This is a genomic window from Streptomyces sp. NPDC048331, assembly GCF_043201215.1.
Lineage (GTDB): Bacteria > Actinomycetota > Actinomycetes > Streptomycetales > Streptomycetaceae > Streptomyces.
Genome location: NZ_JBICYT010000048.1, coordinates 1 through 13,327, shown reverse-complemented (window position 1 = coordinate 13,327; position 13,327 = coordinate 1). Strand labels below are relative to the sequence as shown.

Sequence of the window (13,327 nt, the reverse complement as noted above, 5' to 3'; positions counted from 1 at the left end):
ATGGGCGGGCTGGATGTGCGCATGCGGGAGGTCGTGTGCCGGCACGGCCGGGTGGAGGCCGTCTCCGCCGTCGATCTGGAGATCGCCGCCGGTGAGCGTGTGGCCCTGACCGGTACCAACGGCTCCGGCAAGACCACGCTGCTGCGCGCCGTCCTCGGCCTGCACCGCCAGACGACGGGCTCCATCCGGGTCGGCGGGCGCGAGGGCCGGTCACCCGCCGAATGGGCCTGGCGGCGCCGAGCCTGCGCCTGGATCCCGCAGAAGCCGGCCGCCGGCCGCTTCCCCCTGCTCGGCGCCGAACTGCTCGCCGCCAGCAACGCGCCGACGGAGGCGGCCGAGGCCGCCGAGCGGCTCGGTGTGGGCCGGCTCGTCGGCCGGCCCCTGCACACCCTCTCCGGCGGCCAGTTGCAGCGGATGTACCTCGCCCGGGCGATCGGATGCATCGCGGCGGGAGCCGAGTTGCTCCTGGCGGACGAGCCGACCGCCGCCCTCGACTTCGACGGGCAGGCGGAGGCCGCGGACGTCCTCACCTCCCTGCCGGTGACCCTGATCGTGGTGACGCACGACCGGGCGCTCGCCGACCGGTGCGACCGGGTACTGGAGATGGCCGCCGGCCACCTGCGGGAGGTCCGGTGAACCTGGCCACCGCCGATCTCGGTGAACTGCTCCGACTGCTGCCCGTGCAACGGGCCGGCGTGGCCCTGCTGCTGGCCGCGATCGGCCTGCCGGTCATCGGTGTGGTCATCGTCGGGCTCGACATCATGCCGGTGCGGTTCGCGATGATGCACGTGGCCCTGCTGGGCATCGCCGTCGGCCTGCTCACCGGACTCGACCCCATGCTGTGCGCGCTGGTGGCCTGCGCGCTGGCCGGTGCGGGCGTGGCCCCGCTCGCCCGGACCCCGGACGGCCTGTCGGGGGCGATGGGCCTGCTGATGAGCCTGGCCATCGCGGCGGCGCTGCTGCTGCTCGCCGTGTCGGGAGTCAACGCCTCCGGCGCCTTCGCCCTGTTGTGGGGGTCCATCCTGTCGGTGGGCTCCGCCGACCTCGTCGTCCTGGGCGTATTGGCCGTCGTCGTACCGGGCCTGTTCTGGTGGCGGCGGCGCGACATCGGTCTCCTGCTCTACGACCGTGAGCTCGCCCAGTGTTCCGGCGTACCGGTCCGGGCGCTGACGTCCGCCTTGCTGGTCCTGGTCGCCATCGCGGTCGCCGGGGCGATCGAACTGACGGGCGCCCTGCTCGTCGACGCCCTGACCCTGCTGCCCGCACTCGCCGCCCGCCGTCTGGGCAGCTCACTGAAGTCGATCACCCTCTGGGCGGTCGGCATCGGCGTGGCGGTGAATCTGACGGGGTTCCTGCTGGCCCTGTGGCTGGACTGGCCGCCCGGTCCGGTCCTCGTCCTGACCGCGGGGGCACTGGTCCTCGCGGTGCATTTCATACCCGAACGGAGAATCAGCTCATGGCGCGCACCCGCGTCCGTATCACTTCCCTCCTCGCACTGAGCGCGGCACTCTTCCTGACCACCGCCTGCGGGAACGACCCCTCACCCCAGGACAGGAAGTCCGAGGGCGGCCCCCGGCCGCAGGCCGAGAAGCCGGTCGTGGTCGTCACCACCACCTGGGAGGGCGCCTTCGCGAAGGCGGCGGGCGCCGAGGACGTGAAGGTCATCGTGCCGCAGTCCGTCCACCACGCCCCCGACTACGATCCCAAGCCCTCCGACCTCGCCGCCGTGGCCAAAGCCGACTTCGTGCTCTACGCGCCCTTCGAGCCGTACGCCGCGAAGATCAAGGAGGCCGCGGGCTCCAAGGCGAAGCTGGTCGAGGTCGCCCTCGACAACGACCCCGACAAGGTCAAGGCCGAAGTCGACAAGCTGGGCGCGCTGTTCGGCACGGCGGACGCGGCCGCACAGTGGAAGACCGGCTTCGACACCGAGTACGCGAAACTGAACCAGGAGGTCCAGGCCGCGTGGCCCGGCGGCCGCAGCCCGTCGGTCGTGGCCCAGGTCTTCACCGCGTGGTCGGCGAAGCTCGCCGGCGCCACCCCCGTGGGCACGTACGGGCCCGAGGCCGTGACCCCGGCGCAGTTGGCCGAGCTCTCCGCCAAGAAGCCGGAACTGGTGCTGGACAACGCGCACATGTCCACCGGCACGGTGCTGCCCGACTCCGGCGCCAAGCAGGTGAAAATCGTCAACTATCCCGGGGAGGACCTGGAGCTGCTGACGGTCTACCGCAACGCCGCGGCGGAGCTGAAAAAGGCCATGGGCGCTTCATGATCAGCTGCTGACGAGCCGTCCCGCTGCCACGCGGGCCTAGACGAGAACCGGCCATTTCCCGGTACGCCGGTTCGCCGTTGCGCGGGGCGCTCGGCCACCATGGGCGATACCGGGGGCCGTGATCACCATCGACCCGAGCCACTGCCCCCGGCCCCCATCCCCCGGCCCCCGACCTGCCGAAAACCGTTGGCGCCGGCGGGCGTGCGGGAAGAGGGTGGGCGCATGGATCCTTCCCCTCCTTCCCCTCCTTCCCCTCCTTCCCCTCCTTCCCCTCCTTCCCCTCCTTCCCCTCCTTCCTCCGGCGCGGCGAACGCGGGTGACCGGACGGCCGTCGAGCGGCTGATGGGCAGGCCGTTGCGGCAGGACTGGCCGTCCACCGCACTGCCCGCGGGCAGTCGGGTCCTCGTGGTCCGTGATCCGAGCTGGGAAGGGCCCTGGCGGAACGAGTTCCTGGGCACGATCGACGACATGGGCGCGCCCGAACCCGTCGAGCACCCTCGTGCGCGGCCCGGCGAACTGGCGTACTGGGTCACCTTCGACGGGCCGCAGTACGACGGTGACGGGAACGGCCCGTACCGCAAGGCCCTGATCTGGGACCGGTACGTGCGGCCCGGATCATGAGGCGGGCTTCGTCCGTACGGTGAGGGCCCGGCGGCAGGAACCTGCCGCCGGGCCCCGTCACCTCAGCCCGCCTGTGCGAGCGGCGGAGCCGCCGCGCCGGTCGCCACGAGGCGCTCGCGCAGCGCGGCGCGGTCCGGCTTGCCGGCCGCGGTCAGTGGCAGCTCGGCGATCAGGAGCAGCCGCTCGGGGTGCTTGTTCCGTTCCAGCCCGCGCCGGGTGAGGTGTTCACCGAGCGAGGCGAGGGTCAGCGGCTGCCCGCCGCGCGACACCACGCAGGCCGCGAGCCGCTCCCCCATCATCGGATCCGGGACGCCGACGCAGGCGACGTCGCGGACCTGGGGGTGCGCGGTGAGTTCGCGTTCCACCTCCGCCGGGCTGATGTTGGCACCGCCGCGGATGACGATGTCCTTGAGGCGGCCGACGATGTGCAGGACGCTGTCGGAGTCGAGGTACCCGAGGTCACCGGTGCGGACCCAGCCGTCGGGCGTGCGGTAGCGGGCGTCCAGGTCGGGCGCGCCCACGTAGCACAGCGGGGTCATCGGGCCGCGCGAGATGATCTCGCCGACGGCGCCGTCGGGCAGCGGTTCGTGCGTCTCCGGGTCGGCGATGCGGATCTCGGCGACCCGGGGGTCGGGATGGCCCGCGACGACCCCGGACCCGTCCGTGGGCGGCACCGTGTTGCCGAGCCCGGTGTGGCAGTTGACGCCGTCGGCGGAGCCGTAGAGGTTCACCACGGGGCAGCCGAAGGCCTCGGCGGCGGCGGCCGCGGTGGTCTCGTCCAGCGGCGCCCCGCCGAGGACCAATGCGGTGGGGGCGGGCAGTTTCTCGTCCGTCCCGTCGAGGCGTTCGAGCATCATGCGGACCATGGTGGGCACGCCGAGGACGTGCGTCGGCCGGTGTTCGCGCACCGCCTCGATCGCCGCCTCCGGGGTGAAGCGGTCGAGCAGGACGAGGGTGCCGCCGTGCCGGGCGAGGGTGACCGCGGTGCCGTTGGACCCGAAGGCGGAGGCCAGCGGTACGAGGAACAGGCAGCTCGGCGGGGTGCGGTCCGGGATGAGGGAGGCGAGGAAGTTGCCGCGTCCGCCGGCCAGCGCGTTGTGCGAGTAGGCGATCATCTTCGGCTCCGCCTCGGAGCCGGAGGACACCAGGATGCGCGCGGCACTGTCGGGGTCGGGCCGGGCGGGGACGAATCCGCTGGGGTCGGAGCGCAGCAGCCCGGTCAGGTGAATCGTTCCTTCCGGTGCGACCGGACCGGCGGCGATGACATGGCGCAGGGCCGGCAGCGCCCCGGCGAGCGTGCTCAGCTCCGCCGCGTGCCGGAACTCCTTGTGCTCGGTGGCCGCGATGACGGCCACGGCCTCGGCGCGGCGCAGCAGACATTCGGCTTCGAGGACGCCCCGGCCGACCGGGAAGGGGAGCGCGATCGCGCCGAGCGCGGCGAGCGCCAGATCGGCGATGACGGCGAAGCGGTTGTTGGGGAGTTGCACGCCGACCACGTCGCCCGGGCCGATCCCCAGGCTGCGCAGGCCGGTGGCCAGACATCGGACCTTGCGGTCCAGCGCGGTGTAGCAGAGCTTGCCCTTGGCGTCGAGGACGGCCGTCCGGTGCAGGTCGGCTATCTGCCGGGCCCGGAAGAGGCTGTAGAGGTCGAGGTCGGGGCAGGTCCCGTCGACCACCCAGGACCGGCGGAGTTCGGCGGGCAGCAGGTCGCGCAGGACGAGCCTGTCGGCGGTCATACGAAGCTCCAGGGGTCGGTGACTGCGGGGGCGCCGTGCGCGTCGCGGCTGATCGAGCCGGTGAAGCGCGGGTCGTGGTGCAGGTCGGACAAATCGGTGGTGACCGCGGTCGCGGTCAGCCCGTGCTCGCGCAGCCGGGTCACGGCCTCGGCCGTGGACAGGCCGCCCAGGTCATGGGCGGCCACGGCGTGGGCGTCGGCGTCGGCCGGCGCGAGCAAGCCGTCCGCCGTCGGCCGCGGGAGTCGGAATCCGGCCGGCCGCCGCGGATTGTCGCCGCGGCCCGCCCGGCGCAGGGCGGGGGCGGTCAGCGTGTCGGCCGCGCCGAGCAGGGAGGAGTCCACCCGTACGCCGTGGCCGGTGCGTTCGCGCAGCAGCAGCCCGGCGAGGACGGCCTCGGCGCCGAGCATCCCGCCCAGTACGTCGAGCAGGGTCATCAAGGAGGGCGCCGGGGCCTCGTCCTCGGGGCGGACGGCCTCGCCGACCCCTGTGCGGGCCTGGACCATGAAGTCGGTGCCCATGGGGGCGTCCTCGATCCGGTCGGCCCAGCCGCTGGTGTACGCGTAGACGAGCGCGGGATTGACCCGTGCGAGGTCCGCGGCGTCGAGGCCGAGTTCGGCGGCCTTGCCCGGCGCCCAGTTGTGCAGGAAGACGTCCGCTCCGGCCGCCAACTCCCGCAGTCGCCTTCGGTCTTCCTCCCGCTTGATGTCGATCTCGACGGCCCGCTTGCCCCGGTTGAGGGCGAGCCAGCGCGCCGAGATCCCGGAGCAGGCCGGGGGCATGCCGCGCAGCGGGTCGCCGCCGGGCGGTTCGATCCGGACCACGTCGGCGCCGAGGAGCCCGAGCAGATGCGCGGCGAGCGGTGCCTGGATGCGTCTGCCCGCCTCCAGGACGGTCAGCCCGGCCAGCGGCCCGCCGGAGTGTGCCGCGCCGGGCAGCCGGTGCGAGCGGGCGGTGAGGCGTCCGGTGGCCGACGGGGCCAGGGACCAGGGGGCGGCGCCGTCGTGTTCCGCCGCCCGTTCGGCGAGCGGGCGCAGGGCGCACACCTCCGTGCCGTAGGCGGCCGCGGCCCGGCGGATCCGCTCCCAGGAGTGCGACCGGGCGGTGAGGTGGAGGGCCACCGGGAAAGGGGCGCAGGCGGTGGCGTAGCGGAACTGGAAGGGCCGCCAGCCGGCCCGCAAGGCGTCCGCGGGCGCCTCCAGTGCCTTCCAGAAGGCCGCCCAGGCTCCCGGGTCGAGCGTCTCCAGTTCGAAGAGGACACCGTCGGCCGAGGTGAACGGTGGCCCTCCGGGCGCCAGTTCGGCGGCCTCACCCTCGTCGGCCCCGGCGGCGGCGAGGTACTGGGAGACCGCGAGCAGGCCGGCCCGGTCCGCGCCGGTGGTGACCGCGCGGGCGGCGCCGCCACGGGCCTGGCCCACGAGGGCCGCGAGCAGCCCCTGTACAGCCAGGACCCCGGTGGCGGTGGCCGCGTAGTCGACGCCGAGGCCGCGCGGGCCGCCGTCGCGCCGGCCGTGCACGGCCATGATGCCGGTGGCGGCCTGCACCGTGGCCTCGTCGACGAGCCCGCTCGCGGGATCCGCCCAGGTGGCGGTCGCGTGCGCGGGATCGAAGCCGCCGCCCGTGAGCGTGGTGGCGCCCGTGAGCGGGGTGCCGTCGGGGACGGCGGCGGTGCCGGTGGACGCGCCGTCCTGTGCGGGGCGGTCCGTCCGTGCGCCGAGCAGCCGCAGGTGGTCGGCGATGACGCTCGTGATCTGCGGGGGCCCCGAGGTGTCGAAGCGCAGTGTGTCGAGCGGCCGGACCGTCTGCGTGGTTGCTGGTGACGCCATGCCTCTCCTCTCCTGGCGCGGCGGTGGCCTGCGCCCGGGTCTTACCGAATGTGGGGAACCCGGGAGCGTCCGCACCCGACCAGTTCCACGGACAGGGAGTCGGTCGACCGTTCCCGCGAGTTCCCGGGAATGAGGAGGAAACAAGTGACGGATCCAGCCACGGGCCACACCACGGAGCACCACACGGCGCATCCCACGGAGGCCCGACGGGCCGTAGGCGCAGCGGACATGAGGGGGCGGGTCGACCGCTTCGTCCGGTCCCGGGTGATCCCCCGGGAGGCGCTGCTGGACGCGGGCGGGCCGGCGGCAGCCGAGGCGTTGGCCGAACTGCGCGGCCAGGCGCGGGCGGCGGGTGTGTGGGCGCTGCCCTTGCCGGCGGAACTGGGTGGCGGCGGGCTCGGGTTCCGCGCGTACGCCGACATGGCCGAGACGGAGGGGGCCAGTGACCACGGTCCGGCGGCGCTGGGGTCCGCCCCGCTGCTCGACGTCACGATGCTGGCGCGGCACGCGGGGACCGCGGTCCGCGAGGCGTATCTGAAGCGGCTGGTCGCCGGGGAGATACGGACCTGCTACGCCATGACCGAGCCGGACGTCCCGGGCACCGATCCGTTCGGGACGGGCACCCGGGCCGAGCGCGGGCCGGACGGCGATTGGCTCGTCACCGGCCGCAAGTGGTTCACCTCGGGCGCCGCGGGCGCCGACCTGGTGACGGTCATGGCCCGCACCGGCGGGAGCGCCGGTGACCGGGAGGGGCTGTCGCTGCTGCTCGTGCCCACCGCGTCGGCCGGATTCCGCGTCGTACGCGAACTGCCCGTCCTCGGTGCGGGCGGCCAGTACGAGATCGCACTCGACCGGGTCCGGGTCCCGGCGGACCATCTCCTCGGTGAGCCCGGCGACGCGCTCGCCATCGCCGGGGAGCGGCTGCAGCTGGGCCGGACGCTGCGCTGTCTGCGCTGGCTCGGCCAGGCCCAGCGGGCCTTCGACCTCATGTGTGAACGGGCCGCCACCCGCGGCGGGTCCCGCGGGCCCCTCGCCGACCAGCAGCTGGTCCAGAGTCACGTCTTCGACGCCCTGCTCGCTCTGCGCACCACCCGGCCCCTGGTGCACGAGGCGGTGGCGCTGATCGACGCCGGGCGGGACGCGCGCACGGAGGTGGGGCTCGCCAAGGTCGCCGCCGCGCGCATGCTCCAGCGGGTCGCGGACTCCGCCATCCAGGTCCACGGCGCCGCCGGGCTCGGCCCGGACACCCCCTTGCCCGGGCTCTTCCGCACGGGCCGGGCCGCCCGCCTCCTCGACGGCCCGGACGAGCTGCACATCACCTCCGTGGCCCGCCGGGTCCTGCGCGGGTACGGGCGGGACGGCGGCGCGCCGGGGTCGTAGGGAACGCCCGGTGGAGCACGGCCCGGATCGACCCGACCGATGTCGGAGGGTTCTGGCAGCATCGGAGTCATGACCTTCGTCCGTACCACTTCGCCGCGGCCGGTCGACGTCACGGCGGTATTCCCCCAACTGGCCCCATTGGCCCGCCCGGCGATCCGGTTGCACCCCCGCCCAGGGGCGCCGACGCCGCGGGACAGCTCGGTCGGCGGGCCCTTGCTGTGGCCCGCCGAAGAGCCGTGGCCGCACTGCGACGGCCCGCACGAGGGAGGCGGCGAGTGGCTCGCCGTGGTTCGGGTGGAGCGGAGCGTGCGGGCGAGAGCGGCCGCGCACCCGGAGGGGACGCCCGGTGTGTGCGCCCACACGCCGCGGGAGCGGGCGGTCCTGGAGCGGATCGACTGGGACGCCGAACAGCCCGCCGGCCCGATCCCCATGCTGCCGGTGGCCCAGTTGTACGTGTGTGACATCCCCGTGCTGCGCCCGCCCGGTCAGGCCGATCTGCTCCAGGTGCTGTGGTGCCCCCTCGACCACCCGGAGACGTGCATGCCCAGGTCCGCCGTGTTCTGGCGGTCCGCGGCCGCCGTCACCGACCTCCTCACCTCACCCCCGGAACCGCTGCACGTGGAGGGGGAGGAATACGTGCCGGTGCCGTGCGTCCTCGCGCCGGAGCGGATCACCGAGTACCCCCACTTCCTGGAGTTGAGCGAGGAGCTGCGGGGGCAGTTGTCCGACCGGAGCAGGTGGCAGGCGGCCGACGGCGCTCCGGACAGCTCCTGGGCTCGGGCTCCCTACCCGGAGTCCTTCTACCGCAGCGATCTGTCCGTCGCCCCCGGCTGGAAGGCCGGCGGTTGGCCCCAGTGGGGGTACACCGACCCCGCCCCCCGACAGTGCCCCGCCTGCGATGCGGCGATGGAACCGCTGTTGACGATCGACACGTTCGAATGGCAGGGCGCCGGCCACCGCTGGATCCCGTACGAGGTTCGGGCAGCCGGGTCCCCCGACGACGACCGCCACCGTGCCATGCGGCGACCGACCGGGGTCCAGATAGGCGGCGGCCACAAACAGCAGCTCTACGCCTGCCCGGCGGAGCCGGGGCATCCCCACATCGAGCTGATGCAGTAGCCGACCGGGCGTCTGTCGGGTAGCCCGGAGCCCCGGCCGGGCCCGGCACGTTCCGGAAGAGACGGCTCACACGCGGGTGATGTCGACGACCCCGTGCACGGCGGCGAGACCGAGCGCCAGGAAGAAGTCGCCCCAGACGAGCTCGTGCCGGACGGCCAGCCCCTTCCCGGCGTCGTAGCAGCCGTCGAGCAGCATCCCGGGAGGGCGCCCGGAGTCCGGGCCGGTGACGTGTCGCTCCGCGAGCCGGCGGAGGATCGCCTCGGCCCGGTACCCGTACCCCGCCGCCCGGGGGCCTCGGCCGGGCACCCGGGCGAGTTTCAGCAGGGCGACCGCGGTGATCGCCGCGGCCGAGGTGTCGAGCGGCCCGTCCGGCCGGGCGGCGTCGGCTGCCGGAACGAGGCCGCCGTCCGGCAACTCGGGACCCGACAGCAGGAGTTCGGCCGCCGCGTCGAGCCGGGCGGTCGGGCCGTGCAGGGCCAGGTCCGGGCGCAGCAGGGCGTCGGCCACCGCCAGGAGCAGCCAGGCACGGCCTCGGCTCCAGCCCGGCGTCGGGTCCGCGCAGGGCTGCCAGCCCGCGACCGCGTCGAAGCTCAGGGCAGGAACCGGCACCCGGCAGGCCGGCGCGGGAGTCGAGGACCCGGGGTTCGCACCGAGGCAGAGGTCGAGGTGGCGGTGGAGGTGAGCCCCGGCCGCGGCGGCCCCCTGCCGGCCGGCACCGGCCAGCAGGGGTACGGTCCCCGGCACGCCGTCCACCCGGGCGAGCAGACGGGGCCCGCCGAACGCGGCTCCCCAGGGCACGAGCCCGAGTTCGTGGTCGTAGGCCGACAACACGGCCCGGGCGCCCCGGCCTTGGAGCTCGGCCGCCCCGGGGTCGTCCCCGGCCGGAGCGGTTCCGTACCAGAGGATCAGGCCACGGGCGGCGGTGTCGGCCCGTACCCACGGTTCGAGCCGGGCCGTGCACGCGGCGGCGGCACGCCGGTCGGCCGCGTCGCCGGTGTACCGGGCCCGCAGCCAGAGCAGCCCGGCCCAGAACCCGCCGGTCCACGAGCCTCGGCCGGTGGTCGTCCACCGGCCGTCGGCCGGATCGGCGTACAGCGGGAAGCGCGGGCCGACCGCCTCGGCGGTCACCGCCACGCGTGTCATGACGGCCGCGAGGGCCCGGCCGAGCCCGGCGTCGCCCGTGCTCATGCCCCACCCTCCCGCCGGTCCCGTACGGCCCACAGGAACGCGACGACCGCCGCCAGCGCGAACTCCGCCGCGACCAGCAGCCATCCCGGCCCGTACCGCCCGCTCTGCGCAAGCACGCCGAAGAGGGGCGGGCCCACCGCGAATCCGCCGAAGAACCCGGCCGCGACCAGCGCCGAGTCCTGTCCGGCACGGCCGGGGGCGGCGCGCTGCATGACCAGCACCATCGAGACGGCGTTGCCGGAGACGGCGAAGACGCCGACCGCGATCGCGCCGGCCCACACCAGCGGACCGACCAGCGGGGCCGCCGCCAGCAGGGCCGCCGCGCCCAGCGCCCCGCAGGCCAGCCATCCCGGCAGCCACTCGGCCCGCCCGGGCCGGGCCGCCTTCGACCATCCGACCCGGCCCGCGATCCCCGCCACCCCGAGCACGGCGACGAGGGCGGCCGCCGCCGTCGGGCCCATGCCCAGCCGCTGCGCTCCGAAGAGGGCGAGATAGGTGTTGACCGAGGCGATGCCGGCGCCGAGGAACAGCGAGAACACCGCCAACCAGGCCACCATGCCCCGCGGTACGAGAGCCGTACGGGGCCCCGCCGTCGGCGGGGCGGGGTCGGCGGGCAGAACGCGCAGCGCCCAGAGCCCGGCGAGCAGCGCGGCGCCGGCCCCGGTCCAGACGGCGCCCCGCCAGCCGATGCCGCCCGCGAGCAGCGCGAGCGGCAGTCCGGCCGCGAAGGCGCCGAGCTGCACCCCGGACTGCTTGAGCCCGGTCACCGCGCCCCGCCGGGCGGGCGGGACGGCGCGCAGCACGGCCTTGTTGGTGGCCGGGTTGGCCAGCGCCTGGGGTACGCCGCCCAGTGCGACGGCCCCGAGCAGCGGACCGGCGCCGGGCGCGGCGCCGATCAGGGCGAGGGCCGCGGCGGAGACCAGCAGCAGGACCACCAGGGAGCGTCGCGGTCCGATCCGGTCCACGATCCGGCCGCCCGCCGGGGACAGGACGGCGGCAGTTCCGAAGCCGATGGTGGTCGTCAGACCCAACACGGCCGGGGACACACCGAGTTCGGTGACGAGACGGGGTCCCAGCGCCCCGAGGAGGAACAGCTGCAGCATCGAGAACGCCATGGCGCAGGTGAGCAGCGCGGTCAACTGCCGTCCGGCGCGGACGTCCTTCCCGGTCGGCGACCCGGTCGCCGCCGTCGCGGTCGCCGCCGGCCGCGCGTTCGCCGCCCGCGTCGGCGTCCCCCGCGCGGCCGTCCCTCCCACCGACTCCTCCGCCGCCCCTTCCGCCGTCACGAACTCTCCCTTCCCAGGACGTTGAACTCTTCGATCGAGCGGGTAGGCAGTCGGATGGAGCGGAGGGCAGGTTCCCTCACTCCGTTGTGCCCTGCACCACACGAGGCGGGCGACCCGGCCCTGACCGGGCGGGACGCGGGAACTTGTCCGGAAGTGCGCACCCTGATGTGCGGCTCGGGAGGCCGGTGCGAGGATGAGCCCTCCATGAACCCGGTCCGCTGTTTACGAGCGCTACGGGCTGCGATGTTCGCAGCCCTCTGTGTGCTGCTCGCGGCGACCGGGCACCTGCTCATGTCCGGTGTGCCGGTGCCCTGGTGGGCCATGTCCGTCGCCTTCCCCGGCACGGCGGCGACGGCCTGGGCCCTCGCGGGACGTGAACGCGGGCTGCTCGCCGTGACGACGGCGGCCGTCGCCGTCCAGGCGGTGCTCCACGTCGGTTTCACTCTGGCCCAGTCCCTCGTGGGGCCGGCCGCGCCGAGCGGATCCGCGCCGATGTCCTCGATGGAGTCGATGTCCTCGATGGCATCGATGGGGCGGATGGCGCGACCGCCCGGCGTCGGGATGCCGCACGCCGGCGCCCACAACCACCACGCCGTGCACGGGGCGACGGACGCCGCGTCCACCCTGACCGCCGCGACAGGCGGGCCGTTGCCGGGCGGTCTGCACGAGGCGGGCGCCATGTCGCCGGCCGGCATGCTGGCCGCGCACCTGTCGGCCGCCGTGCTGTGCGGGCTCTGGCTCGCCCATGGCGAGCGGGCCGCCTTCCGCGTGGTGCGCGCCGTCGCCGGGCGCCTTTGGACTCCACTGCGCCTGTTGCTCCGTACGGCGGTACCCGTCCACCGACCGCCGGTCCGCATCCGCCGGCGGCGCCGGAACCGCGCGCCGCGCCGGCTCTTCCTCGTCCACGCCATCACCTCACGGGGTCCGCCGGCGGGAACCGCTGTCCTCTGACAGCTGGTTCCCCGAGCCGCGTCCGCGCCTGCGATCTCTTCGCACCCGCACACCGCACCCGCACACCGCGCCTCGGGCCTCGGCCATGCCTTCCGGCAGGCCGCACCCCTCACCGGCCCGCCCTCTCGTGGCGCCGGACTCCCTTTGCCCGTAAGGACCTTGTGGCGATGACTGCTGCCCTGACGACCCCCTCGACCTCCTCCTGTACCGCCGGCGGCCGGCCGGCCCGGCGCACCCCCGACTCCGACGCGGCGGTGACGCGGCTGGCGCTGGACGCCCGCGACGGCGATCCGGCGAAGACCGACCGGTTCGTGCGCGCGCTCCACCGTGACGTCTGGCGTTACGTGGCCTACCTCAGCGCCGACACCCAGGCGGCCGACGACCTCACCCAGGACGTCTTCCTCCGTGCGTTGGCGAGCCTGCACCGGTTCGAGGGCCGTTCCTCCGCGCGTACCTGGCTGCTGTCGATAGCCCGTCGCACGGTCGTGGACAGCCTGCGCCACGCGGCCGCCCGTCCCAGACTCTCGGACCGCTGCGACTGGCAGACGGCGGCCGAGCAGACCCAGCCGTACGACGTGCCGGGCTTCGAGGACGGCATCGCGCTGGCGGAACTGCTCGCCGTGATCCCGTCCGAGCGTCGGGAGGCGCTGGTCCTGACCCAGTTGCTGGGCCTGTCCTACGCCGAAGCGGCCACGGCCGTCGGCTGCCCCATCGGTACGGTCCGCTCCCGGGTCGCCCGGGCCCGTACTTCCCTGATCGCGCTCCTGACGGACACCCGGACGACGGAGCCGGCGCCTGAAGCCCCGGCCGCGCGGCCCGACCGGACCGGCGAACGCATGGTCACGGCAGCCACGGCGCTCGCCTAGGCCGTTTCTTACCGATCATCTGATCGTTGGTTGATGTGTGTCGTTGACTGACGCCCAATGGGCACGGATCGAGCCGTTGCTGCCGGAC

Annotated in this window: 12 protein-coding genes; 8 read left to right on the top strand and 4 right to left on the bottom strand. The window is 74.7% G+C overall.

Annotated elements, in window-relative coordinates:
* The 4 genes from ACGFYY_RS37270 (at position 1) to ACGFYY_RS37255 (ending at position 2,890) form a co-directional block, all read left to right on the top strand.
* A complete protein-coding gene (locus ACGFYY_RS37270) occupies positions 1-636 on the top strand; it encodes an ATP-binding cassette domain-containing protein (RefSeq protein ID WP_365274953.1) in 636 nt (211 codons plus the stop codon).
* Positions 633-1,499: a metal ABC transporter permease gene (locus ACGFYY_RS37265; RefSeq protein WP_393716432.1), complete on the top strand. Its 867-nt coding sequence runs from the start codon at positions 633-635 to the stop codon at positions 1,497-1,499. The genes ACGFYY_RS37270 and ACGFYY_RS37265 overlap by 4 nt, the downstream gene beginning before the upstream one ends.
* Positions 1,457-2,269: a metal ABC transporter solute-binding protein, Zn/Mn family gene (locus tag ACGFYY_RS37260; protein ID WP_393716430.1), complete on the top strand. Its 813-nt coding sequence runs from the start codon at positions 1,457-1,459 to the stop codon at positions 2,267-2,269. Before ACGFYY_RS37265 ends, ACGFYY_RS37260 begins: the two co-directional genes overlap by 43 nt.
* A 342-nt stretch (positions 2,270-2,611) precedes the next feature.
* Positions 2,612-2,890 (top strand): ferrous iron transport protein A, encoded by a 279-nt coding sequence (locus ACGFYY_RS37255; RefSeq protein ID WP_393716428.1) that lies wholly within the window; start codon positions 2,612-2,614, stop codon positions 2,888-2,890.
* Positions 2,891-2,952: 62 nt separating this feature from the next.
* Here ACGFYY_RS37255 and ACGFYY_RS37250 read toward each other — a convergent pair whose 3' ends face one another.
* Positions 2,953-4,626: a class I adenylate-forming enzyme family protein gene (locus ACGFYY_RS37250; protein ID WP_393716426.1), complete on the bottom strand. Its 1,674-nt coding sequence runs from the start codon at positions 4,624-4,626 to the stop codon at positions 2,953-2,955.
* A complete protein-coding gene (locus ACGFYY_RS37245; protein WP_393716424.1) occupies positions 4,623-6,449 on the bottom strand; it encodes a CoA transferase in 1,827 nt (608 codons plus the stop codon). The genes ACGFYY_RS37250 and ACGFYY_RS37245 overlap by 4 nt, the downstream gene beginning before the upstream one ends.
* 228 nt (positions 6,450-6,677) lie before the next feature.
* Between ACGFYY_RS37245 and ACGFYY_RS37240 the strand changes: the two genes are divergently transcribed.
* Together ACGFYY_RS37240 and ACGFYY_RS37235 are read left to right on the top strand one after the other, a co-directional pair.
* Positions 6,678-7,829: an acyl-CoA dehydrogenase family protein gene (locus ACGFYY_RS37240; RefSeq protein WP_393716477.1), complete on the top strand. Its 1,152-nt coding sequence runs from the start codon at positions 6,678-6,680 to the stop codon at positions 7,827-7,829.
* A gap of 69 nt (positions 7,830-7,898) precedes the next feature.
* The gene (locus tag ACGFYY_RS37235; RefSeq protein WP_393716422.1) at positions 7,899-8,948 is read left to right on the top strand and encodes a hypothetical protein; all 1,050 of its coding nucleotides are present in this window, start codon (positions 7,899-7,901) and stop codon (positions 8,946-8,948) included.
* A 66-nt stretch (positions 8,949-9,014) separates the two neighbouring features.
* Here ACGFYY_RS37235 and ACGFYY_RS37230 read toward each other — a convergent pair whose 3' ends face one another.
* Together ACGFYY_RS37230 and ACGFYY_RS37225 are read right to left on the bottom strand one after the other, a co-directional pair.
* Positions 9,015-10,136, bottom strand: a complete 1,122-nt coding sequence (locus ACGFYY_RS37230; protein WP_393716420.1) for a sugar ABC transporter permease — start codon at positions 10,134-10,136, stop codon at positions 9,015-9,017.
* On the bottom strand, positions 10,133-11,275 hold the full coding sequence (locus ACGFYY_RS37225) for an MFS transporter (RefSeq protein WP_393716475.1): 1,143 nt from the start codon (positions 11,273-11,275) through the stop codon (positions 10,133-10,135). Before ACGFYY_RS37225 ends, ACGFYY_RS37230 begins: the two co-directional genes overlap by 4 nt.
* 351 nt (positions 11,276-11,626) lie before the next feature.
* On the opposite strand from ACGFYY_RS37225, the gene ACGFYY_RS37220 reads away from it, so the two are divergent.
* A complete protein-coding gene (locus ACGFYY_RS37220) occupies positions 11,627-12,373 on the top strand; it encodes a hypothetical protein (RefSeq protein WP_393716418.1) in 747 nt (248 codons plus the stop codon).
* Between the two features lie 167 nt (positions 12,374-12,540).
* Entirely contained in the window at positions 12,541-13,239 is a 699-nt protein-coding gene (locus ACGFYY_RS37215; RefSeq protein WP_393716416.1) for a sigma-70 family RNA polymerase sigma factor, read from the top strand.
* The last annotated feature ends 88 nt before the right edge of the window (positions 13,240-13,327 follow it).